Below are 25911 nucleotides of genomic sequence, written 5' to 3' on the forward strand. Positions count from 1 at the left end.
ATAACAAGAAAGGAGTGTGTTTGATGGTTTCAACGTTGACGCGCGGCCTCGTTGCCGCCGCTGGTCTCACGGCGATGATGGCGGCCTCGGCTGCCGAATATCCGATCGGCAAGCAGCACATCGAAGGCGGCATGGAAACGGGGGCCGTCTACCTTCAGCCGATCACAATGGCGCCCGAAGGCATGATGCGCAAGGCATCGGATTCGGACATCCATCTGGAAGCCGACATTCACGCGGTCAAGAACAATCCGACGGGTTTTGCGGAAGGCGACTGGATGCCGTACCTCAACGTCACGTACGAACTGAGCAAGGTCGGCACGACGCAGACGATCAAGGGCGACCTGATGCCGATGGTCGCGAGCGACGGCCCGCACTACGGCGACAACGTCAAGCTGTTCGGGCCGGGCAAGTATCACCTGAAGCTGCATATTGCGCCGCCGTCGGAGACGGGCCACATGGCGTTCGGGCGTCACACCGACAAGGAAACGGGCGTCGGCGCGTGGTTCAAGCCGTTCACGGTGGAGTACGACTTCCCGTTCGCGGGCATCGGCAAGAAGGGCGGCTATTAAGCAGGTTTGAGCAGTTCGCTCGCTTTGCGCGTCCGGCGTGTCGCATGAAGCGGGCGCGTGCATCTTCGGGAAGAAAGAATGAACTCGAAAATTCAGGCAGTGGCGCTCGCGTTGTCCGTGCTGGCCGGCACGGCGAGCGCGGCCGATCTGCCGACGTTCAAGCTGGAAATGAACGACGGCAAGCTGAACCCGGCGCGCATCGAGGTGCCGGCGGGACAGCGCATCAAGATCGAAGTGCATAACGTGGGCAAGGGCGCGGCCGAGTTCGAAAGCGTGCAGTTGCGTAAAGAGAAAGTGCTGGCGCCGGGCGCGGATTCGTTCGTGGTAATCGCGCCGCTGGATCCGGGCGAGTACAAGTTCTTCGACGATTTTCATCAGACGGCGCAAGGCGTGATCGTCGCGAAGTGATGATTGAGCCGCGCGGCGCTTCAGCAGGGGCGTCGCGCGGCCGATACAGCAGAACGGGCAGGGAGTTTCGATATGGGGCAGGTACTTTTCATCGTGTGGCGGGAAAGCGTCGAGGCGCTTCTCGTCGTCGGCATTCTGTACGCGTGGCTCAAGAACGGCGATCATCAGGCGCGTCGCGGCCTGCCTTATCTGTGGTTCGGCGTCGTGGCGGGCTTGCTCGCGGCGGTCGGTCTCGGGGCAGCGTTGATCGGCTTCACCGAAGTCCTCTCCGGCAATGCTCAAGACTACTTTCAGACGGCGATGGTGCTCATCGCGTGCGTGCTGATCGTGCAGATGGTGCTGTGGATGAAGCGCCACGGCCGCACGTTGAAACGCGACATGGAAACGTCGCTGCAAAAGACCACGCAGGACGGCCACTGGTGGGGCATCGCGCTGCTCGTCGCGCTCGCCATCGCGCGTGAAGGCAGCGAAACGGCCGTGTTCCTGTACGGCGTCGGCTTCGGGCAAACCGGGCACGTCGCGGCTTCGCAGTATGCGGCCATCATCATCGGGTTCGGGCTCGCGCTCCTCACCTTCTACGTGCTTCAGCTCGGCGGCAAGGTGTTCTCGTGGCGCGCATTCTTCCGCGTGACCGAGATCATGCTGCTGTTCCTCGCGGCGGGTCTCTTCGAGACGGGCGTCGACAAGCTGATCGACATGGAAGTGCTGCCCGTCATCGTCAATCAGATGTGGAACACGTCGGCCATTCTCGACGACTCCAGCACCTTCGGCTCGCTCGTCGCGACGCTCACGGGGTATCGCGCGCATCCGGCGGGGATGAACATCGTCGCGTATGCGGTGTACTGGATCGTGATCTATCTCCTGTTGCGCCGCTCGAATAGCCAGATGGCGCAGAAACAGAAGGCGGCCGGACGCCCGGCATGAGCTCCTCGATGCAACAAAGCGTGCAACCCGATACGCAAGCCCAGAGCCGGCTCCAGCAAGCCGGCCACTGGATGCAACGGCACGGCAGCGTGATCCGCGCAATTCAGTGGGTCGTCGTTGCCGTGTATGCGTTTCTGATTATCGTTCCGGCCGTGCTTCCGCTGCCCGACGGCTCCGCGCATCTCTGGAACAACCTGACGCTCGCGGCGCAGTTCGTGTTCTGGGGCATCTGGTGGCCGTTCGTGCTGCTGTCGATGGTCATGCTCGGCCGCGTGTGGTGCGGCGTGCTGTGTCCCGAAGGCGCGTTGACCGAGTTCGCGAGCCGCTTCGGCCGCGGGCGCGCGATTCCGCACTGGATGCGCTGGGGCGGCTGGCCGTTCGTCGCGTTCGGACTCACGACCATCTACGGCCAGATGGTCAGCGTCTATCAATATCCGAAGGCCGTGCTGCTCGTGCTCGGCGGATCGACGGTCGCGGCGATCATCATCGGCCTGCTGTACGGCCGCGAAAAGCGCGTGTGGTGCAAGTATCTGTGTCCGGTCAACGGTGTGTTCTCGCTGCTCGCGCGTCTCGCGCCGTTCCACTACAAGGTCAGCGAAGACGCGTGGCGCCGCTCTTACAAGCAGGGCGAACACGGGCATCGCGTCATTCCGATCAACTGCGCGCCGCTCGTGCCGCTGCGCAATATGAAGGGCGCCGCGGACTGCCACATGTGCGGCCGTTGCAGCGGCCATCGCGATGCGATCGCGCTGACGTGGCGCTCGCCCGCCGAGGAAGTCGTGAAGCTCGGCGACAAGGCGGCGAATCCTTGGGACACGGCGCTGATTCTCTACGGCCTGCTCGGCATTGCCATCGGCGCGTTCCACTGGACGGTAAGCACGTGGTTCGTCGATCTCAAGCAGTTTTTCGCGGGCTGGCTGATCGATCACAACATCCTCTGGCCGCTCGACACCAACGCGCCGTGGTTCCTGTTCACGCATTATCCGGATCAGAACGACGTCTTTTCGTGGCTCGACGGCACGATGGTCATCGGCTACATCCTCGCGACGGCGCTCGTCTACGGCACGACGTTGCTCGCGCTCATCGCATTGGGCGCGCGCATGCTCGGGAAGCTGAACGCGACGCGCGTGCATCATCTGACGCTCGCGCTGATTCCGATCGCGGGCGTCGGCGTGTTCCTCGGTCTCTCGGCGACGACGGTTTCGCTTCTGCGCGCCGAGCACGTGCCGCTGTGGTGGGTTGCGGACCTGCGGCTCGCGCTGCTGGCCATCGCGAATGTGTGGAGCGCGTGGCTCGCGTGGCGCGTGACCGGGCGCTATGCGTCGACGCCTGGTCCCCGGCTGCTTTCGATGATATCGTTGATCGCGGCGCTGGCCGTGGTGGACAGCGCCTGGTACCTGATGTTCTGGGGCTTTTCCCGATAACGCCAGCACGCGAGGGCGCGCCAAGTGAGAACCAAACCCGCACTGACCGACGATGACGTGTTAGCCATGGCCGCCGCCGCCGAGGCGCACGCGAAGCATCACAACTGGAACGTGACCATCGCCATCGTCGATGACGGCGGGCATCTGCTGCATCTGCATCGGCTGGAAGGAGCGGGCGCGAGCACGGTCGAAATGGCGACGGGCAAGGCGCGCACGGCCGTGCTCGGCCGCCGTGAGACGAAGGTCTACGAAGACACCATCAAGCAGGGGCGCACCGCGTTCCTCTCCGCGCCGATGACCGCGATGCTCGAAGGCGGCGTGCCGATTTTCGTCGGCACGGATATCGTCGGGGCGGTCGGCGTCTCGGGCGTGAAGTCGGATCAGGACGCGCAGATTGCGCGCGCGGGTATCGCGGCGTTGGGGATCGAGAACGTCTGAATTCACGGCTGATCGCAGATGGAAAAACGGCGCGCTCTCGCGAGAGAGCGCGCCGTTTGTTCGAGCGTTCGCGTGCGGCAAAAAAACGGCTTCGCTGGCTACCGACGACTGGCTGATGTTTGCACGAAGGGGTCTGAATTCTCGCGTGCAAGTCGTCCTTGCTGGCTAAGGCCAAACACCTCTTGGCGAGGTGGTCCCCACAATACCCGGTACGTCCTGCTGTTCTTTCGCGCTACTTCGTCAGGATGAGCTTGCCCAGACGCGTCGCGCGCAATTGGTACGTTTCCCCGTTATGCACGATGGCGACATGGCTGCGGCCTTGCAGCAGCGCGTCGCTGCGCAGCGACCGTTCGCCGTTGGCATCGTTCGCCGACACGCGCTCCGTGGCTTCTGCCGGAGCCTTCGGGCGAGTGATGGCCGCGTCGCGAGCAAGCGGGCGGCGCAGCCTGAGCGTGGTGGATCGCGGCGTGTCGGTCATGTTCGTGTGTCGGTCGGAAAGTGCCGTCGTTGATTTGTTGGATCCATAGTAAATGATAACTATTCCTATTTGCAACTAAGGCTTTCCGATGAGAACGCGGCTTCCGATAGCCGCGCTTCATCCGTCGCGCGTCAGTGCAGCGGACTCTCGCCCGTGCGCCCGTGCGCGTACTGGCGAATGAGCCGCACGGTGTCGATATCCGACTCGCGATACGCCGATTTCACGATCTCCTGCGTCTGCCGTTCGTCGGGCGTGGAGTTCTCGCTCTCGGGCAGCGTCGTGCTGTAGGTGAAGCGCAGGAAGAGCTGCATGGCGTCGGGCTGCTCGATAGCCATCGTGAGCGAGCCGCCGACGTGCTCCGCAGTCGGCAGGATGTCGTAGCGCACGCTGTTGTGCGGATCGAGCGTCACGCGGTCTCGCACCACGGCCTGACCGTAGTGCAGCTCGCGCTCCATCACATCGCCTTCGCGGAAGAGGATTGCGCAACTATCGAGGCCCAGCACGAAAAGCTGCGGCTGCTCCGCGCGCAGCACGAGGCCTTCCCACAGTTGCTCGCGCGTCAGCGAGTCGACGAGCGGGTTCGTCGGATCGTTAATCTGGATCAGGTGTTCGAAATTCAAGACGACGTTTCCTTGGACGTTCGTGACGCCCGGTCACACCGGTTCGGCGGGAACGAGCCCCGAGTCGATGCGAATGGCACCGACGAGAACCTTGTGCATCGGGCAGGCATTGGCAATTTGCAAGAGACGTTCCCGTTGCGTTTCGTCGAGCGGGCCGTTGAGCGAGATGCGGCGGACGATCACGGTGCCCTCCGCCGTGGTGTTCATCGACAGCTCGACGCGCAGCGACGTGAGCGGCCAGCCCTTGCGCTTCGCGTACATGCGCAGCGTGATGGACGTGCATGCGCCGAGGCTCGACAGGAGGAGCGACGAAGGCTGCGGCGCCGAATCCGCGCCGCCGAGACTGGCCGGCTCGTCGGCGAACCACGTATGGGTGCCGTCTTCGAGGCGGGTTTCGTAATCGGCGCTGCCGATGGTGGCGGTCACGACGGGAGCGGACATGCGCGTTTCCTCGGATTTATCGATGACGGGCGGACAGCGTGACGACAGACGAGCGCGAAAAAACGGCGCCGGCCGAACGGTCATTGTGACGCAATGTACCCGTTCTTGCCGCGCCGTCGCGCATTATTTCAACACTACGATACGCCCGCTCAGTGCGCGATCGCGCCCATGCGGCCCGCCTGAAAGTCGATCACGGCCTGGCGAATCTCGTCTTCCGTGTTCATCACGAACGGGCCGTAGCGCACGACCGGCTCCTTCAGCGGCACGCCGCCGAACAGCAGCACTTCGGCGGGCTCGTCTCCTGCGGCGAGCGTGAGCGTATCGGCATCGTCGCGGAAGATGATCATCTGCTGCGCGCGCACCGGCTGGCGCTGCGGACCGTACAGCGCGGTGCCCGAGAGGCCGTACGCGAACACGCGGAAATCGGGCGGCACGCGATGCTCGATGGTGGCGCCCGGTTGCAGCGAGAAGTGCTGGTACAGGATGGGCGTGCGCGTTTCGATCGCGGCCTTCACGCCGAGCGCTTCGCCCGCGATCACCTTCACGCGCACCTTGCCGTCCTCGCTCGTCGCCACGGGAATGCGCTCGGACGGGATCTCCTGATAATGCGGCGCGATCATCTTGTCGCGTTTCGGCAGGTTCACCCACAGTTGCAGGCCGTGCACGCGGCCGCCGCGCTCAGTGAACGCTTCGCCCGGCATTTCGCTATGCACGACGCCCGCGCCGGCGGTCATCCATTGCACGTCGCCCGGACGCAGCGTGCCGGAATGCCCGGCCGAATCCTTGTGGCCGAACTCGCCTTCGAGCATGTACGTCACCGTTTCGAAGCCGCGATGCGGGTGATCCGGCGCGCCTTTCGCCTCGCCGGGCGCGTAGTCGACCGGGCCCATCTCGTCGAGCAGCAGGAACGGATCGAAGTCCATCAGGAGGCGCGTCGGAAACGGGCGGTGCACGACGAATCCGCCGCCTTCGACGGTGCGCATGGCGGGAATGATGCTCGAAATGGTGCGGCTCATAATGTTTTGCCTCGCTTCGCCATTAGGGGAATAGCGATAAATGTGAAACACGAAGCTATTATATGAGCCGTATTTGTGGGTAAAAGACGCCGCAGCGCAATGGATTGTCCTGCTGCGATAAACAAACCGGCCTCGCGCCGGCGACAACAGCCAGAGCCGCACACGCCATGACATCCGACTCGCACGATCTCAACGATCTGATGTACTTCTCGCACGTCGTCGAACACGGCGGTTTTTCCGCGGCCGAGCGCGTGCTGGGCATTTCGAAGTCGCGGCTGTCGCGGCGCGTGTCGGAACTGGAGGCATCGCTCGGCGTGCGGCTCTTGCAGCGTTCCACGCGCAAGCTCGCGCTCACCGAAGCAGGACAACTGTTCTACCAGCACTGCCAGGCGATGCTCGCCGAGGCGCAGGCCGCCGTCAATGTGGTGCAGAGCCTGCGCGATTCGCCGCGCGGCACCGTGCGCGTGAGCGTGCCCGTGACCATCGCGCAGACCTTCCTCGCGGCCGTCATGCCCGACTTCATGCATCGCTACCCGGAAGTGCGCGTCGTGTTGCGCGTGACGAACCGCGTCGTGGATCTCTTCGAGGACGCCATCGACGTCGCGCTGCGCGTGCGCTCCGAGCCGCCCGCGAGCTCGAACGTCGTTGCGCGGCCGCTGTGGCGCACGCAGCAGATGCTGGTTGCCGCGCCCTCGCTGCTCAAGCCCAATGCGCCGCCGATGAGCGTCGCGGACCTCGCGCAATACGACACGCTCGACATGCCATCGGCGGACGGGCGGCACGTGTATCGCCTCATCGCGCCCGACGGCACGCGTCACGAGTTCGAGCACGAACCGCGGCTCGTGACGGCCGACCTCTCGATGATTCGCGAAGCCGTCATGCGCGGCGTCGGCATCGCGGCGTTGCCCGAGATGATGTACGGCGCGCCGCTTAGAAGCGGGCAGCTCTCGCCCGTGATGCCCGGCTGGACCTTTCCGACGCCGCAGCTCTACGCCGTGTTCCTGTCGCGGCAGGGCATGGTCCCGGCTATTCGCGCGTTCGTCGATTTTCTCGTCGAATGCATCGACGACGGCAAGCGCTTTCCCGGCGAATGTCCGGTCATCGAGCCTGCCGAGCAGGAGACGGTTTAGCATCGCTTCAGACATTGAAGCACGCGTTTGCGATGCAGAGATTCAATCGCGCGGAATCTTGTACGGCAAAATCGGCGGCGTTATATTGAGGTCTCTTTCGCTAAGGAGCTTCTTATGCGAAAACTGACGGCTACTCTGATAGTTAGCCTGATAGGGCTGATCGCGCTGTCCGTGTCGACCACGGCTGCCGCATGTGACGGTTCTGGCGGCTCAGGGTATTCGAGCCCGAAGTAATCGTCTCGCCCGAATGCGCCGAGTGCGCAAGAAAAAAGGCCTTCATCCGACGATGAAGGCCTTTTGCTTTGTCGCGCGTTGCCGGCCGCTTACTTGGCGCTTTTCGGCTGCGTCACGAAACCGATCTTCGACAAGCCGCCCGCCTGCGCGGCGGACATCACATCGGCGACGCGCTCATACGGCACCTTGCGATCCGCGCGCAAGTGCAGTTCCGGCTGCGGCGTTTCTTTCGACGCCTGCGCGATACGCGCGTCGAGCGCTGCGTCGTCGATCTTCTGGTCGTTCCAGAGAATCGTGCCGTCGGCCTGAATCGCGACGTCCACATGCGCGGGCTTTTCGTCCTGCGGCTGGCTGCTCGCGTGCGGCAAGTCGATCTTGACCGCGTGATGCATCGCGGGAATGGTCACCAGAAAAATGATGAGGAGAACGAGCATGACGTCGACGAGCGGCGTCATGTTGATCTCGCTCATCATGCCGTCGTCTTCGTCGCCGGCGAAAGGGCTCATGGCCATGCGAACCTCCGCTTAGCTTGCGCGCGTCGCAAGACGCAGGCTGTCGGATTGCCCAGTCGTCGCGCGCTTGGTCGACGACAGCTTCGAGCCCGTGACGAAGAACGCGTGGAGGCCGTGCGCGAAGCGGTTCAGCTTGGTCACGATGCTCTTGTTCGCGCGGGTGAGGGCGTTGTAGCCGAGCACCGCCGGGATCGCGACGAAGAGGCCGAACGCGGTCATGATGAGCGATTCGCCGACCGGGCCGGCGACCTGATCGATCGACGTTTGCCCCGTCGCGCCGATGGTCAGGAGCGCGTGATAAATGCCCCACACCGTGCCGAACAGTCCGACGAACGGCGACGTGCTGCCGATCGACGCCAGCACCGCGAGCCCCGCCTGCATGCGGCCGACGCTTTCGTCCATCACGTCCTTCAGGCAGCGCGTGATCCAGTCGGAGACATCCATGCGATCGTGCAGATGCGGCTGCGTCTGGTGGTGGTGGTCCGCCGCTTCCTGGCCGGCGAGCGCGAGCGCGAGGAACGGGTTGTCCGCTGCGCTCGACGACTGCGCGCCCAGCTTCTGGATGCCGTCGTTGAAATCGTCCGAGTGCCAGAACGCCTGCTCCGCGTTCTTCGTCAGGCGCTTGAGCCGCACGACGTTCCACGCCTTCACGACGATCACCGTCCAGGAGAGCACCGACATGATGACGAGCGCGAGCGCGATGCCGCGCGTCACGAAATCGCCCTGCGCCCAGACGTGCGCAATTCCGTAGTTTTGCATTGCTGTTTCCTTGTTTCGAAAAAACCGGTCAGTCGTTCAGGCTGAAGACGAACGGGACGGTGGCCGTGGCGCGGATCGCCTCGCCGTTCTCCTTGTAGGGCGTGCACGCGCTGGAACGAACGGCGTCGAGCGCGGCGTCGTCGAGGCGCGAGGAGCCGCTGCTTTTTTGCAGCGTCACGTTTTCGATCTTGCCCGACAGGCCGACGGTCAGCTTGACCAGCGCCGTACCCGTCTCGCCCCGGCGGCGCGACATGGCAGGATAGTCCGGCTGCGCGATATTGCACGACAGGCGCGCGACGTTCTTCGGCGCGGCGAGGTCCATCGTCGGCTTTCCGATGGCGGGCGCGGCGGGCGCGGCCGGCGCCGGTGCGGCCGGCGCGGGGGCGGGCGGCGGCGGAGCGGGAGGAGCCGGCGGCGTGGGCTCGGGCGCGGGCGCCGCAATCGGCGACGGCGCCGGCGTGACCGGCATCGGCGCGGGCTTCGGCTCGGCTTTAGGCTTGATCTTCGGCTGCGGAACGGGTTTCGGCGGCTGCGGAACGGGTTTGGGCGGCTGGGGCGTCGGCGGGGACTGGACGGCGACCGGCTGGGGCGCGGGCTGCGGCGTCTCGCTAATCAGCTGCGCGGTGATCGCCTTGGCTTCGACGGGGCGCGGCGGCGCTTCATGCCGCATCGTCAGCGCGACGCCGAGGAGCGCCGCATGAATCGCAAGCACCAGCGAGCACGCGGCGACCACGCGGGGATTGATGCGCGATGACGGCGCAAGCGAAAAGTCGGCAGGAGACGTGGTCGGGGACTGCATTCTTAGGCGTTATTCGAGAGTCTGCTTGCCTGACGGCTCCTGACACTGACATCGCGAACATAAGCTGGCCCGTAGACGAAGGGCAAAGTCATCGACGAAATATCAGCAGCGAAATGAACAGCGTAGCCACGAAACCGATCAGCAATTCCATCGTTCTCTCCGGCGCGGACCGAACGGCTTGCAGAAGGTACTCCGGTTGACTACCGGCGCGGAAGGACCGAATGGCGCAAGTGTCAGGCCGCCTGGCGTTCGTAGAACGTGACCGGCGCTGCCTGCACGCCGCAGTGCGAGGCGCAGACGCCGCTTTGCGCCATTACATCGCGCACGCTCTCTTCGCATTTCCCGCAGCACATGGCGACGCCGAGATCGAACTGGAGCTCGTCGAACGTATCGACGCCCTCCGCGATGGCGGCGCGAATCTTTCTGTCGGACACTGACTTGCAGACACAGACGATCATGATGGTTCGCGATAGCTTCCGTTAATGCGAATTATTATCATTCAGTGTCGCGTGCTTGGCAAGCGAGGAGCGACGATTTTTGTAACCGCGTGCGTGAGCCAGCCGGATTTTCTGGCGGAGCCTTGCGGGGCGGGGCGGTGCAGCCACCTGCGACGGCGAGGCGAGGGAAGAACCCCTCGCGCGGTGTGGTGATTAAGCGGTCGGAATATCGACGTGCCGCACATTCGCCTGAATTTGCAGCAACGAGGCGGCGAGTTGCCGCTGCGGTTCGCCGTCGGCAGTGGAATAGAAAAGCGGGGTCGCTGCGACCGACGCATCGGCGTTGCGGAGTCCGCTCGCGTCGAGCAGACGTTCGAGTTGCCGCGCGACCGCGACGCTCGTATCGACGATATGCAGCCGCTCGCCCGCGATCTCTCGAATGGCGCGGTCGAGAAAAGGGTAGTGCGTGCAGCCGAGCACGAGGGTGTCGGCGCCCGCGTCGAGCATCGGTCTGAGATAGCTTTCGAGCAGCGCCATGAGTTCGGGCGATGACGTGTCGCACCGCTCCACCGCCTGCACCAGCCCGTGCCCCGGCTGGCAGATGAAGCGGCAATTGCCGGCATAGCGGTCAAGAAGCGACTGAAAGCGCGCGCTTCGCAGCGTCGCCTGCGTGGCGAGCACGCCGACCACGCCGGTTTTTGACACCGCCGCGGCCGGCTTCACGCCGGGCTCGACACCGACGAGCGGAATCGAGAGCCGCTCGCGGACGTGCGCGATGGATCGCGCGGTCGCCGTGTTGCATGCGACGACGAGCGCCTTCACGCCCTGTCCGACGAGCCATTCGCCGATGGCCGTGGTGCGCCCGGTGATGAACGCGTCGTCCCGCTCGCCGTAGGGCGCGTGCAGCGAATCCGCCACGTAGATCAGCCGCTCGTGCGGCAGCAGCGCGCGCACCGCGCGCAACACGGACAGACCGCCCAGACCGGAATCGAAGATGCCGACGGGTGCGTCTGCGCCGGCCGGCGCGCGCGCGTTCGTGGCGAGGGAGGATGCGACGACAGCGGACATCGGTTAATACGGCTAATACGGCTTATTGCTCGCCCATCATGCTCTGCTGATAGTTCTGGATGCCGACCTTGTCGATCAGATCCAGTTGCGTTTCGAGCCAGTCGATATGCTCTTCGGTGTCGTTCAGAATCTTGTCGAAGATATCGCGCGAAACGTAGTCCCGCACGGACTCGCAATACGCGATAGCTTCCTTGCAGGTGGACTGCGAGATCTGTTCGAGCTTCAGATCGCACTCGATGATTTCCTTGGTCTCTTCGCCGATCAGGAGCTTGTGCAGGTCCTGCAGGTTCGGCAAGCCGTCGAGCATGAACACGCGCTGGATCAGCCAGTCGGCGTGCTTCATCTCGCCGATGGACTCGTCGTATTCGTGCTTGTTCAGTTGCTCGAGGCCCCAGTGCTTGTACATCCGGGCGTGGAGGAAGTATTGATTGATCGCGGTCAGCTCGTTCTTCAGCTGCGCGTTCAGATATTCGATGACTTTCGCGTCGCCTTTCATAGGTGTCCTTGTGCCGGGCGTGTGAGCATGGGGGAAAGATAAACCTTGTGACTGGGGCCTGCCAAGGTTGAGAGGGAATTTTTTGTCGCGGTCGACATGGAGAATGGAACGCTCTATCGGCGAATGCGGCTTGCAAAGAAAAGCCGGGCGCGCGGCCCGGCTTTCCGGCCGCGCCGCGCAGGTCGTGCGCGACGCGGTCCGCGTCTCGTGCTTACGCCGTCGCGACCGGAATCTTGCCGATCTTCGCCTGCCATTCGGCGGGGCCGGTCTTGTGGACCGACGTTCCGTTCGAATCGACCGCGACCGTCACCGGCATGTCCTTCACGTCGAACTCGTAGATGGCTTCCATGCCGAGGTCTTCGAACGCGAGCACCTTGGCCTCGCGGATCGCCTTCGACACGAGATACGCCGCGCCGCCGACCGCCATCAGATACGCGGCCTTGTGCTTCTTAATCGCCTCGATGGCGACCGGACCGCGCTCGGCCTTGCCGATCATCGAGATGAGGCCGGTCTGGGCGAGCATCATTTCCGTGAACTTGTCCATGCGCGTGGCCGTCGTCGGGCCTGCCGGGCCGACCGCTTCGTCGCGCACCGGATCGACCGGGCCGACGTAGTAGATCACGCGGTTCGTGAAATCGACCGGCAGCTTCTCGCCCTTCGCGAGCATGTCGGCGATGCGCTTGTGCGCGGCGTCGCGGCCCGTCAGCATCTTGCCCGAGAGCAAGAGCGTCTGGCCCGGCTTCCACGACGCGACTTCTTCCGGCGTCAGCGTGTTGAGGTCGACGCGCTTGCTCGTCTCCGTGTTCGGCTGCCACGTGACCTTCGGCCATGCGTCGAGCGGCGGGGCGTCGAGCTTGGCTGCGCCCGAGCCGTCGAGCGTGAAGTGCGCGTGGCGCGTCGCCGCGCAGTTCGGGATGATCGCGATGGGCTTGCTCGCCGCGTGCGTCGGCGCGGCCATGATCTTGACGTCGAGCACGGTCGACAAGCCGCCGAGACCCTGCGCGCCGATACCGAGCGCGTTCACCTTCTCATGCAGTTCGACGCGCAGTTCTTCGATCCAGTCCTGCGGCCCGCGCGCGATGATGTCCTGAATGTCGATGGGGTCCATCAGCGATTCCTTCGCCATCACCATCGCCTTTTCCGCCGTGCCGCCGATGCCGATGCCGAGCATGCCCGGCGGGCACCAGCCGGCGCCCATCGTCGGCACGGTCTTGAGCACCCAGTCGACGATCGAATCCGACGGATTGAGCATCGCGAATTTCGACTTGTTCTCCGAGCCGCCGCCCTTCGCCGCGACCTGAACGTCGACCTTGTCGCCCGGCACGATCTCGTAGTGGATCACGGCCGGCGTGTTGTCCTTCGTGTTCTTGCGCGCGCCTTCGGGCGGGCTCACGATCGACGCGCGCAGCACGTTGTCCGGATTCAGATAGCCGCGGCGCACGCCTTCGTTGATCATGTCGGTGACCGACATCGTCGCGCCGTCCCATCGCACGTCCATGCCCACCTTCACGAACACCGTGACGATGCCCGTGTCCTGACAGATCGGGCGCTTGCCTTCGGCGCACATGCGGCTGTTGGTCAGGATCTGCGCGATGGCGTCCTTCGCGGCGGGGCTTTGCTCCAGCTCATAGGCGCGGCCGAGCGCCTGAATATAGTCGAGCGGATGGTAGTAGCTGATGTACTGCAGAGAATCGGCGATGCTCTGGATCAGGTCTTCTTGCTTGATGACGGTCATGGCTTGGGCTCTGGGGACGAAAGACTGCGTGCGTTCTGTTCGACGCTCTATTCGACTGCGCTGCGGGCTATCGCGCTTCGGGGCGACGCGTTGATGTTCGTTGGGGCGACGCTGTGAAAATGCCGCGGATGCGTATGCGTGGTCAACCGGTCGACATAGGCCATGACGAGCGCGGACACGAGAAACGCCACGTGAATCACGACTTGCCACAGCACCGTATGGAACGTGTGCTGATCCGGATTGATGAAGGTCTTCAGCAGATGAATCGACGAGATGCTGATGAGCGCCATCGAGAGCTTCACTTTCAGCACGCCCGCGTTGACGTGATCGAGCCACTCGGGTTCGTCGGGATGGCCTTCCACGCCGAGACGCGACACGAACGTTTCGTATCCGCCGACGATCACCATGATGAGCAGGTTCGAGATCATCACCACGTCGATCAGGCCGAGCACGACCAGCATGACGTTGGTTTCGTCGAGCGTCATTGCGTGCGTGACGAGGTGCCAGACTTCCTTCAGGAACAGGACGACGTAGACGCCCTGCGCGATGATGAGTCCGAGATAGAGCGGCACCTGAAGCCAGCGGCTCATGAAGATGAATCTGGGCAGCGCCTTCATCGGGCCGGGGCGAGCGGGCGAGTCGGGGAAGTGCTTCTGAGCGGACATGGGCGGCGTGTCGGTCGGGCGGCGGATATCGAAGTGCTGGGAACGTGAAACGGGCGGTTCGTGGCCCGTCCGGGAAAGACCGGTATTGTAGCGTGTCGCCGCGCGGGCCTGCGGGAACGCAGCGGCAAGCACTGTTGTGCCAATCGGATGGAATGCGCGCCTACGTGCCACCAACGTGCCGCTACACGTTGCTTTCGCGGCTCCCACGCTCGTCACGCGCCACGGGCGCGCGGCGCTTCAGGCTTGCGAGGACGATGCCCGCCATCACGCACGCGAGCGCGACGCCATGCGCGAGCGTCGGCCGCTCGCCGAGGAACGCGATGCCGTAGAGCGCCGCCGCGATCGGCAGGACAGCGGAGAAGACGCCCGCGAGGCTGCCGGCGACGTGTCGGATGCCTTTCATCCAGAGCCAGAAGGAGAAGACGCTCGCCGAAAGCGCATACCATCCGACGAGCGCCCACGTGATTCCGTCGACGCCGCGCCAGTCGAACGCGAGCGCGGTCGGCAGGCCGAGCGGCAGCATCAGCAGAAAGCCTAAGCCGTGCGTGTACGCGCAGATGTCGATGGCGGGCAGCGTCTGCGTCAGCCGCCGCGAAAGGATCACGTACAGCGATTCGCAGCAGACCGCGCCGACCACCATCAGATTGCCCGCGAGCGAGCCGCCGCTGTGATCGCCGCCGCCGCTCTGGGCGACGTTGATGACGACGACGCCCACGACCGCCAGCGCGATGGAAGCGAACGCTCGTCCGCCCGGCTTCTCCCTGAGAAAGAGCCACGCGAACAGCGCGACGACGGCGGGCATGGTGCTCGTGATGACGCCCGCCGCGACCGCGCTCGTGCGCGCGACGCCGTTGAGCATCAGCAGCGTAAAGCCGAACGTGCCGAAGAGCGCCTGCAGAAAGAGGTTGATCCACTCGGCGCGCGCCACGCGCTTCATCTTCGACGGACGCAACAGCGGCCACAGCACCGCCAGCGCGATGACGAAGCGCAGCAGCGCGAAGAGCGGCACCGGCACGGACGCGACGATCGACTTGCCGATGCCGACGTTGCTTCCGACGAGCAGCATCGACGCGATGAGATAGAGGGCGTAGCGATTCAAGCTGTGATTTCGGCGTCGAGCGCACGACAAGCGCGCGGCGAGTTCAGTTAGGATTGTGGGGACGCATTGTAGAAGCCGCGCCGACTCCGTGTATACCCCGTGCCGCAGCCGTCGGCCGCGTAAGAAGCGGGTAAGTTGCGCGGCATATCTTGATCTTCATGCAGGCTGCAATGAGTCGGCAAGCGCGTTTCGCAAACGAAGCGCGCTGGCAAGGTTGCAAGTGGCCGGCAATCCGCGAGACGGCGGAGCCGGTCGACAGGAGACAGGGTTCGGCGAAAACGCCCGTGCGCGTGACGCTTTCGAACCTCAATAACATGCGGCGTGCCCGCCTTAAGCGTCGAGCGCGCCGCCGGCTTTTGGAATCACCATCGGAGGGGTTGTCGATGTCTGCGATCGAATCGGTTCTTCAGGAAAAACGTGTGTTTCCGCCGTCAGCCAAGGCTTCGTCCGGCGCGGCGATTTCGGGCATGGACGCGTACAAGGCGCTCGTCGCCGAAGCGGAGCGCGACTACGAAGGCTTCTGGGCGCGGCTCGCGCGGGAAACGCTCTCATGGCGCAAGCCGTTCTCGAACGTGCTCGACGAAAGCAACGCGCCGTTCTATACGTGGTTCGCGGATGGCGAGCTAAACGCATCGTATAACTGTCTCGACCGGCACGTCGAAGCGGGGCGCGGCAACGAGAACGCGATTATCTTCGAAGCCGACGACGGCACCGTGACCAACGTCACGTATCAGGATCTGCTCGAACGCGTGTGCCGCCTCGCCAACGCGCTCAAGAAGCGCGGCGTGAAGAAGGGCGACCGCGTCGTGATCTATCTGCCGATGTCCGTTGAGGGCGTCGTCGCGATGCAGGCGTGCGCGCGCATCGGCGCGACGCATTCGGTCGTGTTCGGCGGCTTCTCGTCGAAGTCGCTGAACGAGCGGCTCGTCGATGTCGGCGCGGTCGCGCTCATCACCGCCGACGAGCAGATGCGCGGCGGCAAGGCGCTGCCGCTCAAGAGCATCGCCGACGAAGCGCTCGCGGCCGGCGGCTGCGACGCGGTGAAGGACGTCATCGTGTATCGGCGCACGGGCGGCAAGATCGCGTGGAACGAAGGGCGCGACGTGTGGCTGCATGAGATCGTCGAGAACGAAGCGGCGCAGTGCGAGCCCGAGTGGGTGAGCGCGGAACATCCGCTCTTCATCCTGTACACGTCCGGCTCGACGGGCAAGCCGAAGGGCGTGCAGCACAGTACGGCGGGCATTCTGCTGTGGGCCGCGCAGACGATGAAGTGGACCTTCGACATGAAGCCCGGCGACATCTTCTGGTGCACCGCCGACATCGGCTGGATCACGGGACACAGCTATATCGCGTACGGGCCGCTCGCCATCGGCGCAACGCAGATCATGTTCGAAGGCGTGCCGACGTACCCGAACGCGGGCCGCTTCTGGGACATGATTCAGCGTCACAAGGTCACCATCTTTTATACCGCGCCGACGGCCATCCGCTCGCTCATCAAGGCGTCGGAAGCAGACGCGAAGGTGCATCCGAAGAGCTACGATCTCTCGACGCTGCGCATTCTCGGCACGGTCGGCGAGCCGATCAATCCGGAAGCGTGGATGTGGTACCACGAGAACGTCGGCGGCGCGCAGTGTCCGATTGTCGATACATGGTGGCAGACGGAAACGGGCGGCCACATGATCACGCCGCTGCCGGGCGCCACGCCGCTCGTGCCGGGATCGTGCACGCTGCCGCTGCCGGGCATCATGGCCGCGATCGTCGATGAAACCGGCCAGGACGTGCCGAACGGGCAGGGCGGCATTCTGGTCGTGAAGCGCCCGTGGCCGTCGATGCTGCGCAACGTCTGGGGCGATCCGAACCGCTACAAGACGAGCTACTTCCCGGAAGAACTCGGTGGCAAGCTGTATCTCGCCGGCGACGGCGCGGTCCGCGACAAGGAGACCGGCTACTTCACGATCATGGGCCGCATCGACGACGTGCTCAACGTGTCCGGTCATCGTCTGGGCACGATGGAGATCGAGTCGGCGCTGGTCGCGAATCCGATGGTCGCGGAAGCGGCCGTGGTCGGACGTCCCGACGACACGACTGGCGAAGCCGTGGTCGCGTTCGTCGTGCTCAAGCGCGCGCGTCCGGAAGGCGACGAAGCGAAGCAGGTCGCCAACGAGCTGCGCGCGTGGGTCGCGAAGGAGATCGGGCCGATCGCGAAGCCGAAGGACATCCGCTTCGGCGAGAATTTGCCGAAGACGCGCTCGGGCAAGATCATGCGGCGTCTCTTGCGCTCGCTCGCGAAGGGCGAGGAGATCACGCAGGACGTGTCCACGCTCGAGAATCCCGCGATTCTCGATCAACTGGGCGAAGCACGCTGAGCCTGCCGCAAGCGACCGCCGCCCGATAAGCGGCGGTCGATCCCGATTGCCGATGCCACGCGGTTTTGGTACATAACCGCATGGTCACGCCCGCCGATCCGCTCAATCCCACGCTTGCCCCGCCGCCGCGCGTCCCGGCGGCCGCGGCGCGCGCGCATCGCGCGTACTGGCGCTTCAATGTCGCGCTGATCGCGGTGCTGCTGGCCGTCGGATTCGTCGTGTCGTTCTGCGTGCCGCTTTTCGCGGAGCGTCTGCAGCACGTGCGCATCGCCGGGTTTCCGCTGCCGTTCTTCTTCGGCGCGCAGGGCGCGATTCTCGTTTACGTGACGCTGATCGCCGTCTATATCGTGCTGATGCAACTCGCCGATGCGCGGCTCGCGCGCGCCGTCGAAGAAGCCAGCGCGCACGACGGCGAGCAGGACGACGCCCCGCGATGAAGCTCACCAACCGGCTCATCGTCACCTACGCGCTCTATACGCTCGGCTTTCTGCTGTTCATCTTCGTGATGGAGCGTATCGAGCGCACGGTCGGCGCGGGCATGTGGGTCGGCTATGTGTTCCTGTTCGTGCCGATTGCCGTGTATGCGGTCATCGGCCTGCTCTCGCGCACGTCCGATCTCGTCGAATACTATGTGGCCGGACGGCGCGTGCCATCCGCGTTCAACGGCATGGCGACGGCGGCGGACTGGCTGTCGGCGGCTTCGTTCATCGGACTGGCCGGCTCCATCTATGCGAGCGGCTACGACGGCCTCGCCTACATGATGGGCTGGACCGGCGGCTATTGCCTCGTGGCGTTCCTGCTCGCGCCGTACGTGCGCAAGCTCGCGCGCTACACGATTCCCGATTTTCTCGGCACGCGCTTCTCGAGCAACCTCGTGCGCGGACTCGCCGCCATCGCCGCGATCCTGTGCTCGTTCGTCTATCTGGTCGCGCAGATTCAGGGCATCGGGCTGATCGCGTCGCGCTTCATCGGCATCGAGTTTTCTATCGGCATCTTCTGCGGGCTCGCGGGCATTCTCGTGTGCTCGTTTCTGGGCGGCATGCGCGCGGTGACGTGGACGCAGGTGGCGCAATACATCATCCTGATCAGCGCGATGCTGATTCCCGTCTCGATGATCGCGCATCGCGACGGGCTCGGCTGGTTTCCGCAGTTCAACTATGGCCGCGTGATGGAACGCGTCGAGACGCTCGAACGCGCGCTCGCCGTGTCGCCCGACGAAGCGCGCGCCCGCGCGGATCTCGCGCGTCAGGCGGCGCGCGCGCAGGAACGTATCGATGCGCTGCCGCGATCGTTCTTCGACGAGCACGCGCGGCTCGTCGCCGAAATCGCCGATCTGCGCCGGCACAACGGCCCGCTGCGGGAGATCAGCGAACGCGAGCGCGAACTCGCGTCGTTTCCACGCGATCCCGCCGATGCGCAGGCGAAGTGGTCGCGCGAACGCGATGCGCTGAGCGAGCGCGTTGTCGCCCCCGTGCCGCTGACCGATGCGTTCGCGTCTTCGTCCGGCACGGCGGAGCAGGGCAGCGCGCGGGCGCACCGGCTGAACTTTCTTTCGCTCATCCTGTGCTTGTCGATCGGCACGGCGAGCTTGCCGCACATTCTCACGCGCTATAACACGACTACGTCCGTGGCATCGGCGCGGCGCTCGGTCGGCTGGACGCTCTTTTTCGTCGCGCTGTTCTATCTGACCGTGCCGGTGCTTGCCGTGCTGATCAAGCATGAGATTCTGACGGGGCTCGTCGGACATCGCTTCGCGGAGCTGCCGCAATGGGTGACGCAGTGGCGGCACATCGAGCCGTACCTGATCCGTATCGGCGATATCAACGGCGATGGCGTCGTGCGCTGGGCCGGCATTCAGATGCAGCCGGACATGGTGGTGCTCGCCGCGCCCGAGATCGCGGACTTGCCTTACGTGATGTCCGGACTGATTGCGGCGGGCGCGCTGGCCGCAGCGCTTTCGACGGCGGATGGCCTGCTGCTCACGATCGCGAACGCGCTGTCGCACGACGTGTATTACTGCATGGTGGACCGCCGCGCGACGAGCCAGCGGCGCGTCACGATTTCGAAAATACTGCTGCTCGGTGTTGCGCTGCTTGCGTCGTACGTCGCGTCGCTGAATGCGGGCAACATCCTGTTTCTCGTGGGCGCGGCGTTTTCGCTGGCGGCGTCGAGTCTTTTTCCGGCGCTGGTGCTCGGCGTGTTCTGGAAGCGCACGACGCAGCGGGGCGTCGTCGCGGGGATGATCGCGGGGCTGATCGTGTGCGTGTACTACATCGTGTCGACGTATCCGTTCTTCACGCACCTGACGGGCTTCGACGGGCCGCGCTGGTTCGGCATCGAGCCGATCAGCTCGGGCGTGTTCGGCGTGCCGGCCGGCTTCGCGGTGGCGATTGCGGTGAGTCTCTTCGACCGCAAGCCGGATGAGTACACGCGCGCGCTCGTCGACTACATTCGTCACCCGTAGGGGCTAGGCGGGCGGCGGGAACTTGGTATAATCGCAGTCTTCCGGAGAGATGGATGAGTGGTTTAAGTCGCACGCCTGGAAAGCGTGTATAGGGTAAAACCTATCGGGGGTTCGAATCCCCCTCTCTCCGCCAGAACGATTCCCGAATCCCGCATAGCTCATCGGCTTGCGGGATTTTTGTTTTTGTCGATGCTGGGCAAGGGCGTATCGGCCTCGCAAGCATGGTTGCAACGGTCCCGGCACAAAAGAACAGCCCTGGTCATGGAGCGACGCATACGCGCCTCCAGCATCAACGGCACTCCTAACCACCACTGCAACTATTCATCAAAATCCGCCCCGTTTTGTCCCAACGAGTCAACTCTCCAGAGTGCCCGGCGTTTAAGCCCCGGCAGCCATCGTCGCGTGCTGTCGCTGACCGGCGAGCCGCCGGCACTTCCGTAGCTAACTCGCAAAGGACACAAACATGAGCATCTTCGGTGACATCGTAGGCAAGATCTTCCACAAGGCGAAACCCGCCGACCCGGCACCGGTGGCCGCGCCGGACCCCGCGCCGCAGCCAAGCGTCGAAGCAGCCGCCGCTCCCGCGCCGCTGTCCGACATCGACGTCGCCGCCGTGATGGATCAACTGGCGAGCGAGAGCAGCCAGCAGTTGAACTGGCGCGTCTCAATCGTCGACATGATGAAGCTGCTCGACGTCGACAGCAGTCTCGATCATCGCAAGCAACTCGCCACGGAACTCAAGTACAGCGGCGACATGAACGACTCGGCTGCGATGAACATCTGGCTGCACAAGCAATTGATGCAGGCGCTCGCCGCGAACGGCGGGAAGTTGCCGGCCGATCTCATCGGCTAAACCGCGCGCCACAAAGAAAGCCCGCGATCCAGCTGTTCATTGCTGGTCGCGGGCAACTTTTTGCGTTCATCGCTGGTCGCGCTGTTGCAGTAATAGAGCGTCGCAAGAGGTCGCCTGCCCGCACGTCCGCGCCTCAGATAATGCGCAAACCGTCGCGCACATGGCAGGGCGGGCGATGGCAGCGCGCCTCCTGCGACAGCGCGCAAGCTTAGCCGGGCGCGCGACCGGGGAGGATCGGACGATTCGCGCTTTCTCGTTGCAACTTCAAAGGTGATTGCGCTTGGACCGAGGACGCGCGAACTCCGCGATCGGATCGTCGGCATAAGCGGCAATCGGATCCTTGTCGAACAGTGAAGCAGTCTGCGGCGATTTCGGCCGGCCCGGCTGCGAAGGCGCACGCGACGCTGCCGCGCTCGACGCGGACGCCGCTTTCTCGCTGGCGCGCGGCCCGGCCTGCGAGCGCGTGACGGTCTCGCTTCCCAGCCACTCTTCGGTGTACTTGGCAAGTGCGGGCGTGATCAACGTCAGAACCGTGAAGGGAAGCAGCAGAGCGAAGCAGGCTTTTCGTGCGAGCATGATGTTTCTTCTTGTCGTTTTCGATTTCCAAGCGCGAACCGGTGAAAGCCGCACGACATGGAGCATGCGGCTCGATTCATCACCGATTGAATAGCGCGTTCGACGCGACGAACGCGTCGCTCAATGCGCGATGACCATCTGTTCCGGCTGGTGGTTTTCGGCGTCGAAGTGCAGCGCGGAATGGGCTGCCTGCTCCTGGACGAGGAACTCGCGCGCGGCCTGGACGCCGCGGTCGTACGACGCGCGCGTGGTGTGTTCTTCGAGTGCCGAGATGAGCGGAATCTGTTCTTCGGCGACCGAGTGCAGAAGACTCAGAATGTCGCGGCGCATCGACTCCGGGTATGAACAGAAGTGCTCAAAGCCGCCGGGGGCCGCGACGATATTGACGAGCGACGTCAAAAGACGCGCACGGTTCAGGCAGTGCTCCTTGATGTGCATGGAGTGCGACAGCGTTGCGCGGCCGTTCGCGTCGACGGAAATGTGCAGGTCTTTCATGATGCGAGCCTCAATTGTGCAGAAGAATGCGGCATTAAATCGGCTCGCCGGACAAAATACAGCAGGACTTTTCCTATTCGCGCAGTCGGCAACGATCCTTTACGTTTTCCGTCGATGAGTCAAAGATTCGGCACCCTAACGGGCGCGCAGCGACGCCGGTTCGCCGTCCGGCGTCGCTGCGCGGGCGTGGTAGAACGGCGCGCGCGTTATTGCTTCATCGTCCCGGTGGACTTGGAGCCACGCGCCGGCGGTTGCGACGTATCCGGCGACATGCCTTGCTCGCGCTTTTGCATCAGCGTGCCGCTTCCGGACGTGCCGGAAGGCGCGCCGCCCTGCGCCGCATCGTTTGCGCCGCCCGGCGAGGCGTTTTGCCCCTGCTGCTGTGTTTGCGGGCGTTGGTTCATCTGGTCGCGCGTCATTTCTTGCGCGAGTGAGGCGGTGCTGGCAAGCGCGAGGAGGGCGCCTGCTATCGCTGCGGTCGCTTTCATGGCTGTCTCCTGGTTCCAGGCGCAAGGCGCGCCTTGCAAGCGTTCTAGCATCGGCTGTGCCGCGCTCAACAGACGAAATATGCCGGTTATCTCAAAACCATCTACGATAAATATGGCGCTGCCAAACAGATGCCGATTCATTACAATTCGCGCTCCAAACGAATTTGAGCCGCCCGGATTCGATTCAATGAGCCCAATGCAACGGAGTGTTTCATGTCGGTCACACTGAACGATTTATTGGCATGGCGCGAAAGCTTGCCGGATCGCAATAGCGACGAAGCGAAAATGCTCGACGCTCTCATCGAAAAACGCGAAAAGGAATTGAGAACGCGCATCGCCGATCTGATAGCCGCTGTGAGTCAGCAGGAAAACTGGAAACTGCATCGGTGTGCGGCAACGGCGCGGCGAATCGAGCAGACTTCCACCGCGCATCTCGACGCGGTTTATGAATATTTTCGGGATCGCAATGAAGGACGCTTGCATTTCGAAGCGCCCGAGATGCTCGCCGATTCCTTCGTCGACGGTCAGGCTGGCCCCGACCGGCTGTGCACGCCCGTCGTGACAAATGGCGACGCGAACTACGCGATTCGAGCGGAAACGCCGGCCGAGCCGATCGTCAATCTCTACGGGCGCATGAAGAATCTCGAATCGCGGCTTGCCGATACCCCCGGCATCGCGTGCGGCATTCAGGGCATCCGGATCATGCGAATGGTGGCGCTGATGTCGAGAGCGCGCTCGGCGCAACTCGCCAGTTTGCGCATGAGCGGAATACAGGCCGTCTACCGGCACATGTAATGTTTTGTGCGCGCGAAACGAAAGCCCGGGTCACGCACGAATTAGCGCATGCCATGCCACGGTTTTTCATTTGCTGCATAGGTTCGATTGCAACTGAAAATCCCTCGCCTATACTGGATTTCATCAGCCGAAAGTTCGTTCGATTCTCATGGCCGCTTGTTCGTCATCCACAATAATCAGCGCGAATATTTAGAATATGCGAGCCGCATAACGCAGCCAGGGCTCATCGGGGAACATTAGAAGCGCAGCCGTAAGCCAACTATGGAGTCATCGTGAAAAGCCTGCTGAGCAGACGCGGCACATTGCTCGATAACGCGCCGTCGTTCCTTCTCCGCCAGAAGGGGAATGCTCCGGTTCGCTTCGCTGCGCAAAACAAGGTCGACGCACCGGAGTCGTCCGAAGAATCCGAACCCGCCGCGCCCTCTACCGGCACCCGCGTCACGCCGCTGCGCCCGGCCAACGCGTCGGCGCCGTTCGCCACGCACGCTTTACAGGCGGCGCAGATTGCCGAAGTCGAGTGGCTGATCCAGCAATCCACGCTCACCGTTTTCCGGACATTTCAAAGTTTCGCGTATAGTGCGAGCCTGCTTTTCTATCCGCGCGATCTCACTTACTATGCCGTGCTCTATCATGAGGACGCCGTATGGCGCGTGCTGAAAGCCGGCGATATCGACGCCGCCGAGCCCGCATTCCGTCATTTCGTCGAGCAGGCGGTGCGGCTCGCGGAAGCGGAATTGCGGCGCGCGCACTTGCAGGCGCAAAACGAGCAGTTCGCACGGCTGATTGCCGAATCGGAGGCGCAGGTCGAGCGTTCCCGCGTGGATCTGCAGCGCGGCAGTACGCAGGACCAGGAAGTTGCGCTCAGGCAACAAGAGGTGCGCAAGGATCTTGCGCAACTGGAAGCGCGGCGCGTGGCCGCTCAGGCGCAACTGAACAAGCTGCAACGGCAAATGCATCAGCTCGCCGCGACCAGCAACGAAACGGTGCCACATCTGCCATCGGGGCGTTGAGGCAGAATCTCGGGCGCGCTCGCGCCGTCAAGCGTCTTTCCGCGCGTCCTTGTCGGCGTACGGAACGCGAGTCTGCGAAATGTAGCTGCTGAGCCCGCGACCGGCGCGCGCATGCCGCTTCATTTGCTCGACGTGCGCGCGGCCCGACTCGCGGTAGGTGTAGAGATACGTCCGCCCGTCGGCGAAGCGCACGCGAATGCCGTCGCGCAGGATCTCGTATGCCGACACGCCGGAATTGCCCGCGACGTTCCGATAGGGCTGCATAAGCATTTTCTCCGCTCGTTCTCGCCGCGGGGCGGGCGGCAAGCATTTAAACAAAGCCGGTACTAAAGAATTTCCGGTTCCGGCCGATATCGTTGTTATGTGTCAGCGGCCGGGGCCAGAAGGGTGTCATGGATAAAGATCAATTGCCGTTTCTCGATTCAAACGATCCGCACTTCCAGCACGCGCGCGCGCTGAGTCTGTCCGTCGGCGCGATCCGTCGCGCGCAGGGCAAGTGCAGCCCGAACGATTTCCCCGTTGGCTCGCTCGAGTGGCATTTCGCGGTGGAAGAGTTCGCAACCGACGTCCTGCGCGTGCTCATGGGCGACGACGCGCAAGACGTCGACTTGCCGCTCGGCGAGCGTCCGCTCGACTGATTGCCGCTCGCGCGCCGTCCGGCGCGCGCTTCGCTACAGCTTGACGCCGCCGGCTTCCGGCGCGTCGACGCCGCCGGGCGGAATCGCGCCGGTGTCGGTGACGTCGTTTGTGCTCGGCGCGCTGGGGCCGCTGGAACCGCTCGACCAGTACGGCTCGCGGCCATAGTGCTGATGCACCGAGCTCGCCCAGACCGGATCGGCCATCGACGGCCACGCGTCCTTGTCGAATCCCGGCGAATTGCGCACCTGGTCCGCCGTCGCGGCGAGGCGAAAGCAGCGGTTGTCCGTGTCGAGCGTCAGCGCGCTCCACGGCACGGCCAGCAGCTTGTCGCCGATGCCGAGAAAGCCGCCGCTCGACAGCACCGCGTACGCCACGCGGCCGCTCGTCACATCCAGCATGATTTCCTTGAGCGAGCCGACGTCGTGCCCGTCGCTGCTCAGCACCGCGTTGCCATCCAGCGTGCTCGCCGCCATGACGTCGGGGCCGGGACCCGCGGCCGTCGCGGCGCCCTTGCCGATGATCTTTGCACCACCGGACGATTCCTCCATCGGTCGGATCATGATCTGCTCCTTGGCGTTTCCTTGATGTTCAGGCGTGTCTCTGGCTCACCGTTCATCGTTGCCCGGTTTGCTGCATCGATTTTGTTCGGGCTCCTCTCGACAAGCAATTCCTGCGCCCGTGCGCCCGCCGCGTTCTGCTAAGCTGCGGGCTCGTTCATCCTTCATGCCGCCCATGATCGAATTCGAGGAACTGCTCGCCGTCGCCTACAAGAAGGAACGTCTGAAGAGCCGCCGGCTCGTGAAGAGCGCGGCCTTTTCCGAGTACGCGGCGCTCGTGAAGACGCTGACGAAGGCAGCGGGCACGCAGTCCTTGAGAGAATTGGTCGATGCGCGGGGCGCCCCGCCCCCCCCACCCCCCCACCCCCTGCGCCCCCCCCCCCAGGCGCCCGTCGCATATAAAAAAAACAAGCTGC

General features: G+C 64.0%; 31 protein-coding genes, 1 tRNA gene and 1 pseudogene. 15 read left to right on the plus strand and 18 right to left on the minus strand.

The features are described from left to right. The first annotated feature begins 23 nt into the window (after positions 1 to 23). From NCR34_RS05635 to NCR34_RS05655, 5 genes are all read left to right on the plus strand, one after another. Positions 24 to 569, plus strand: coding sequence for an iron transporter (locus NCR34_RS05635; RefSeq protein WP_502800046.1), 546 nt, complete (start codon positions 24 to 26; stop codon positions 567 to 569). Positions 570 to 647: 78 nt separating this feature from the next. Then, positions 648 to 977 (plus strand): cupredoxin domain-containing protein, encoded by a 330-nt coding sequence (locus NCR34_RS05640; RefSeq protein WP_175940001.1) that lies wholly within the window; start codon positions 648 to 650, stop codon positions 975 to 977. Positions 978 to 1049: 72 nt separating this feature from the next. After that, positions 1050 to 1901, plus strand: coding sequence for an FTR1 family iron permease (locus tag NCR34_RS05645; RefSeq protein ID WP_250499229.1), 852 nt, complete (start codon positions 1050 to 1052; stop codon positions 1899 to 1901). Positions 1902 to 1972: 71 nt separating this feature from the next. Next, positions 1973 to 3325: a 4Fe-4S binding protein gene (locus NCR34_RS05650; protein WP_250499262.1), complete on the plus strand. Its 1353-nt coding sequence runs from the start codon at positions 1973 to 1975 to the stop codon at positions 3323 to 3325. Between the two features lie 24 nt (positions 3326 to 3349). After that, on the plus strand, positions 3350 to 3763 hold the full coding sequence (locus tag NCR34_RS05655) for a GlcG/HbpS family heme-binding protein (RefSeq protein WP_206467936.1): 414 nt from the start codon (positions 3350 to 3352) through the stop codon (positions 3761 to 3763). A gap of 232 nt (positions 3764 to 3995) precedes the next feature. On the opposite strand, the gene NCR34_RS05660 is transcribed toward NCR34_RS05655, so the two are convergent. The 4 genes from NCR34_RS05660 to NCR34_RS05675 all read right to left on the minus strand — a co-directional run bounded on the left by NCR34_RS05660 (position 3996) and on the right by NCR34_RS05675 (position 6318). Continuing rightward, on the minus strand, positions 3996 to 4241 hold the full coding sequence (locus NCR34_RS05660; protein ID WP_250499230.1) for a hemin uptake protein HemP: 246 nt from the start codon (positions 4239 to 4241) through the stop codon (positions 3996 to 3998). 131 nt (positions 4242 to 4372) lie between these two features. Beyond that, entirely contained in the window at positions 4373 to 4861 is a 489-nt protein-coding gene (locus NCR34_RS05665; protein WP_244848375.1) for an SRPBCC family protein, read from the minus strand. A 33-nt stretch (positions 4862 to 4894) separates the two neighbouring features. Further along, positions 4895 to 5302 (minus strand): OsmC family protein, encoded by a 408-nt coding sequence (locus tag NCR34_RS05670; protein WP_250499231.1) that lies wholly within the window; start codon positions 5300 to 5302, stop codon positions 4895 to 4897. A gap of 149 nt (positions 5303 to 5451) precedes the next feature. Then, positions 5452 to 6318 (minus strand): pirin family protein, encoded by an 867-nt coding sequence (locus NCR34_RS05675; RefSeq protein WP_250499232.1) that lies wholly within the window; start codon positions 6316 to 6318, stop codon positions 5452 to 5454. A 167-nt stretch (positions 6319 to 6485) separates the two neighbouring features. Here NCR34_RS05675 and NCR34_RS05680 point away from each other — a divergent pair, with 167 nt between their 5' ends. Further along, the gene (locus NCR34_RS05680; RefSeq protein WP_175940008.1) at positions 6486 to 7448 is read left to right on the plus strand and encodes a LysR family transcriptional regulator; all 963 of its coding nucleotides are present in this window, start codon (positions 6486 to 6488) and stop codon (positions 7446 to 7448) included. A 323-nt stretch (positions 7449 to 7771) separates the two neighbouring features. On the opposite strand, the gene NCR34_RS05685 is transcribed toward NCR34_RS05680, so the two are convergent. From NCR34_RS05685 to NCR34_RS05725, 9 genes are all read right to left on the minus strand, one after another. Then, a complete protein-coding gene (locus NCR34_RS05685; protein ID WP_248321880.1) occupies positions 7772 to 8194 on the minus strand; it encodes an ExbD/TolR family protein in 423 nt (140 codons plus the stop codon). 12 nt (positions 8195 to 8206) lie between these two features. After that, complete coding sequence (locus NCR34_RS05690; RefSeq protein ID WP_175940010.1) at positions 8207 to 8953, minus strand: MotA/TolQ/ExbB proton channel family protein; 747 nt, start codon at positions 8951 to 8953, stop codon at positions 8207 to 8209. Positions 8954 to 8981: 28 nt separating this feature from the next. Next, positions 8982 to 9752: an energy transducer TonB gene (locus NCR34_RS05695; protein WP_250499233.1), complete on the minus strand. Its 771-nt coding sequence runs from the start codon at positions 9750 to 9752 to the stop codon at positions 8982 to 8984. 233 nt (positions 9753 to 9985) lie between these two features. Beyond that, positions 9986 to 10210 (minus strand): (2Fe-2S)-binding protein, encoded by a 225-nt coding sequence (locus NCR34_RS05700; RefSeq protein ID WP_250499234.1) that lies wholly within the window; start codon positions 10208 to 10210, stop codon positions 9986 to 9988. Positions 10211 to 10402: 192 nt separating this feature from the next. Further along, complete coding sequence (gene murI, locus NCR34_RS05705; RefSeq protein WP_250499235.1) at positions 10403 to 11257, minus strand: glutamate racemase; 855 nt, start codon at positions 11255 to 11257, stop codon at positions 10403 to 10405. A 22-nt stretch (positions 11258 to 11279) separates the two neighbouring features. Further along, positions 11280 to 11753: a bacterioferritin gene (gene bfr / locus NCR34_RS05710; protein ID WP_175940014.1), complete on the minus strand. Its 474-nt coding sequence runs from the start codon at positions 11751 to 11753 to the stop codon at positions 11280 to 11282. Between the two features lie 211 nt (positions 11754 to 11964). Then, positions 11965 to 13488: a fumarate hydratase gene (locus NCR34_RS05715; RefSeq protein WP_250499236.1), complete on the minus strand. Its 1524-nt coding sequence runs from the start codon at positions 13486 to 13488 to the stop codon at positions 11965 to 11967. A gap of 47 nt (positions 13489 to 13535) precedes the next feature. Continuing rightward, positions 13536 to 14105, minus strand: coding sequence for a TIGR00645 family protein (locus tag NCR34_RS05720; RefSeq protein WP_502800050.1), 570 nt, complete (start codon positions 14103 to 14105; stop codon positions 13536 to 13538). A gap of 229 nt (positions 14106 to 14334) precedes the next feature. Further along, the gene (locus NCR34_RS05725) at positions 14335 to 15252 is read right to left on the minus strand and encodes a DMT family transporter (protein WP_250499238.1); all 918 of its coding nucleotides are present in this window, start codon (positions 15250 to 15252) and stop codon (positions 14335 to 14337) included. 383 nt (positions 15253 to 15635) lie between these two features. Here NCR34_RS05725 and acs point away from each other — a divergent pair, with 383 nt between their 5' ends. The 5 genes from acs (at position 15636) to NCR34_RS05750 (ending at position 20935) form a co-directional block, all read left to right on the plus strand. Then, positions 15636 to 17618, plus strand: a complete 1983-nt coding sequence (acs, locus tag NCR34_RS05730; RefSeq protein ID WP_250499239.1) for an acetate--CoA ligase — start codon at positions 15636 to 15638, stop codon at positions 17616 to 17618. 80 nt (positions 17619 to 17698) lie between these two features. Then, positions 17699 to 18055: a DUF4212 domain-containing protein gene (locus NCR34_RS05735; protein WP_250499240.1), complete on the plus strand. Its 357-nt coding sequence runs from the start codon at positions 17699 to 17701 to the stop codon at positions 18053 to 18055. Then, positions 18052 to 20082, plus strand: coding sequence for a sodium:solute symporter family protein (locus NCR34_RS05740; protein ID WP_250499241.1), 2031 nt, complete (start codon positions 18052 to 18054; stop codon positions 20080 to 20082). The genes NCR34_RS05735 and NCR34_RS05740 overlap by 4 nt, the downstream gene beginning before the upstream one ends. Positions 20083 to 20125: 43 nt before the next feature. Further along, a tRNA-Ser gene (locus NCR34_RS05745) sits at positions 20126 to 20215 on the plus strand. Between the two features lie 330 nt (positions 20216 to 20545). After that, the gene (locus NCR34_RS05750; protein WP_250499242.1) at positions 20546 to 20935 is read left to right on the plus strand and encodes a DUF3597 domain-containing protein; all 390 of its coding nucleotides are present in this window, start codon (positions 20546 to 20548) and stop codon (positions 20933 to 20935) included. A gap of 264 nt (positions 20936 to 21199) precedes the next feature. Here NCR34_RS05750 and NCR34_RS05755 read toward each other — a convergent pair whose 3' ends face one another. From NCR34_RS05755 to NCR34_RS05765, 3 genes are all read right to left on the minus strand, one after another. Further along, complete coding sequence (locus NCR34_RS05755; protein ID WP_250499243.1) at positions 21200 to 21511, minus strand: hypothetical protein; 312 nt, start codon at positions 21509 to 21511, stop codon at positions 21200 to 21202. A gap of 120 nt (positions 21512 to 21631) precedes the next feature. Then, positions 21632 to 22006: a hypothetical protein gene (locus tag NCR34_RS05760; protein ID WP_250499244.1), complete on the minus strand. Its 375-nt coding sequence runs from the start codon at positions 22004 to 22006 to the stop codon at positions 21632 to 21634. Between the two features lie 206 nt (positions 22007 to 22212). Then, complete coding sequence (locus NCR34_RS05765; RefSeq protein WP_250499245.1) at positions 22213 to 22635, minus strand: hypothetical protein; 423 nt, start codon at positions 22633 to 22635, stop codon at positions 22213 to 22215. Positions 22636 to 22707: 72 nt separating this feature from the next. Here NCR34_RS05765 and NCR34_RS05770 point away from each other — a divergent pair, with 72 nt between their 5' ends. Both NCR34_RS05770 and NCR34_RS05775 read left to right on the plus strand, forming a co-directional pair. Next, a complete protein-coding gene (locus NCR34_RS05770; RefSeq protein WP_250499246.1) occupies positions 22708 to 23289 on the plus strand; it encodes a hypothetical protein in 582 nt (193 codons plus the stop codon). A 272-nt stretch (positions 23290 to 23561) separates the two neighbouring features. Next, positions 23562 to 24299 carry a DUF2968 domain-containing protein gene (locus tag NCR34_RS05775; protein WP_250499247.1) on the plus strand — a complete coding sequence of 246 codons (738 nt, stop codon included), beginning with the start codon at positions 23562 to 23564 and terminating at the stop codon, positions 24297 to 24299. A gap of 27 nt (positions 24300 to 24326) precedes the next feature. On the opposite strand, the gene NCR34_RS05780 is transcribed toward NCR34_RS05775, so the two are convergent. Next, positions 24327 to 24569 carry a hypothetical protein gene (locus tag NCR34_RS05780; protein WP_502800047.1) on the minus strand — a complete coding sequence of 81 codons (243 nt, stop codon included), beginning with the start codon at positions 24567 to 24569 and terminating at the stop codon, positions 24327 to 24329. A 122-nt stretch (positions 24570 to 24691) separates the two neighbouring features. Here NCR34_RS05780 and NCR34_RS05785 point away from each other — a divergent pair, with 122 nt between their 5' ends. Then, the gene (locus NCR34_RS05785) at positions 24692 to 24937 is read left to right on the plus strand and encodes a hypothetical protein (RefSeq protein WP_175940026.1); all 246 of its coding nucleotides are present in this window, start codon (positions 24692 to 24694) and stop codon (positions 24935 to 24937) included. A 33-nt stretch (positions 24938 to 24970) separates the two neighbouring features. Here NCR34_RS05785 and NCR34_RS05790 read toward each other — a convergent pair whose 3' ends face one another. Next, positions 24971 to 25498: a PRC-barrel domain-containing protein gene (locus tag NCR34_RS05790; RefSeq protein WP_250499248.1), complete on the minus strand. Its 528-nt coding sequence runs from the start codon at positions 25496 to 25498 to the stop codon at positions 24971 to 24973. 163 nt (positions 25499 to 25661) lie between these two features. Here NCR34_RS05790 and NCR34_RS05795 point away from each other — a divergent pair. Further along, a pseudogene (locus NCR34_RS05795) lies at positions 25662 to 25911 on the plus strand (hypothetical protein); the annotation flags it as partial.

It is taken from the genome of Caballeronia sp. GAWG1-5s-s (assembly GCF_023631445.1).
In the GTDB taxonomy this organism is placed as follows: Bacteria; Pseudomonadota; Gammaproteobacteria; order Burkholderiales; family Burkholderiaceae; genus Caballeronia.

Bases quoted from the DNA above. Each gene is read 5' to 3' on its own strand.
- NCR34_RS05635 (WP_502800046.1), top strand. From the start codon at position 24: ATGGTTTCAACGTTGACGCGCGGCCTCGTTGCCGCCGCTGGTCTCACG.
- NCR34_RS05640 (WP_175940001.1), top strand. From the start codon at position 648: ATGAACTCGAAAATTCAGGCAGTGGCGCTCGCGTTGTCCGTGCTGGCC.
- NCR34_RS05645 (WP_250499229.1), top strand. From the start codon at position 1,050: ATGGGGCAGGTACTTTTCATCGTGTGGCGGGAAAGCGTCGAGGCGCTT.
- NCR34_RS05650 (WP_250499262.1), top strand. From the start codon at position 1,973: ATGCAACGGCACGGCAGCGTGATCCGCGCAATTCAGTGGGTCGTCGTT.
- NCR34_RS05660 (WP_250499230.1), bottom strand. From the start codon at position 4,241: ATGACCGACACGCCGCGATCCACCACGCTCAGGCTGCGCCGCCCGCTT.
- NCR34_RS05670 (WP_250499231.1), bottom strand. From the start codon at position 5,302: ATGTCCGCTCCCGTCGTGACCGCCACCATCGGCAGCGCCGATTACGAA.
- NCR34_RS05675 (WP_250499232.1), bottom strand. From the start codon at position 6,318: ATGAGCCGCACCATTTCGAGCATCATTCCCGCCATGCGCACCGTCGAA.
- NCR34_RS05680 (WP_175940008.1), top strand. From the start codon at position 6,486: ATGACATCCGACTCGCACGATCTCAACGATCTGATGTACTTCTCGCAC.
- NCR34_RS05685 (WP_248321880.1), bottom strand. From the start codon at position 8,194: ATGGCCATGAGCCCTTTCGCCGGCGACGAAGACGACGGCATGATGAGC.
- NCR34_RS05690 (WP_175940010.1), bottom strand. From the start codon at position 8,953: ATGCAAAACTACGGAATTGCGCACGTCTGGGCGCAGGGCGATTTCGTG.
- NCR34_RS05695 (WP_250499233.1), bottom strand. From the start codon at position 9,752: ATGCAGTCCCCGACCACGTCTCCTGCCGACTTTTCGCTTGCGCCGTCA.
- NCR34_RS05700 (WP_250499234.1), bottom strand. From the start codon at position 10,210: ATGATCGTCTGTGTCTGCAAGTCAGTGTCCGACAGAAAGATTCGCGCC.
- murI (WP_250499235.1), bottom strand. From the start codon at position 11,257: ATGTCCGCTGTCGTCGCATCCTCCCTCGCCACGAACGCGCGCGCGCCG.
- bfr (WP_175940014.1), bottom strand. From the start codon at position 11,753: ATGAAAGGCGACGCGAAAGTCATCGAATATCTGAACGCGCAGCTGAAG.
- NCR34_RS05715 (WP_250499236.1), bottom strand. From the start codon at position 13,488: ATGACCGTCATCAAGCAAGAAGACCTGATCCAGAGCATCGCCGATTCT.
- NCR34_RS05720 (WP_502800050.1), bottom strand. From the start codon at position 14,105: ATGAAGGCGCTGCCCAGATTCATCTTCATGAGCCGCTGGCTTCAGGTG.
- acs (WP_250499239.1), top strand. From the start codon at position 15,636: ATGTCTGCGATCGAATCGGTTCTTCAGGAAAAACGTGTGTTTCCGCCG.
- NCR34_RS05735 (WP_250499240.1), top strand. From the start codon at position 17,699: ATGGTCACGCCCGCCGATCCGCTCAATCCCACGCTTGCCCCGCCGCCG.
- NCR34_RS05740 (WP_250499241.1), top strand. From the start codon at position 18,052: ATGAAGCTCACCAACCGGCTCATCGTCACCTACGCGCTCTATACGCTC.
- NCR34_RS05750 (WP_250499242.1), top strand. From the start codon at position 20,546: ATGAGCATCTTCGGTGACATCGTAGGCAAGATCTTCCACAAGGCGAAA.
- NCR34_RS05755 (WP_250499243.1), bottom strand. From the start codon at position 21,511: ATGCTCGCACGAAAAGCCTGCTTCGCTCTGCTGCTTCCCTTCACGGTT.
- NCR34_RS05760 (WP_250499244.1), bottom strand. From the start codon at position 22,006: ATGAAAGACCTGCACATTTCCGTCGACGCGAACGGCCGCGCAACGCTG.
- NCR34_RS05765 (WP_250499245.1), bottom strand. From the start codon at position 22,635: ATGAATCGGCATCTGTTTGGCAGCGCCATATTTATCGTAGATGGTTTT.
- NCR34_RS05770 (WP_250499246.1), top strand. From the start codon at position 22,708: ATGTCGGTCACACTGAACGATTTATTGGCATGGCGCGAAAGCTTGCCG.
- NCR34_RS05780 (WP_502800047.1), bottom strand. From the start codon at position 24,569: ATGCTTATGCAGCCCTATCGGAACGTCGCGGGCAATTCCGGCGTGTCG.
- NCR34_RS05785 (WP_175940026.1), top strand. From the start codon at position 24,692: ATGGATAAAGATCAATTGCCGTTTCTCGATTCAAACGATCCGCACTTC.
- NCR34_RS05790 (WP_250499248.1), bottom strand. From the start codon at position 25,498: ATGATCCGACCGATGGAGGAATCGTCCGGTGGTGCAAAGATCATCGGC.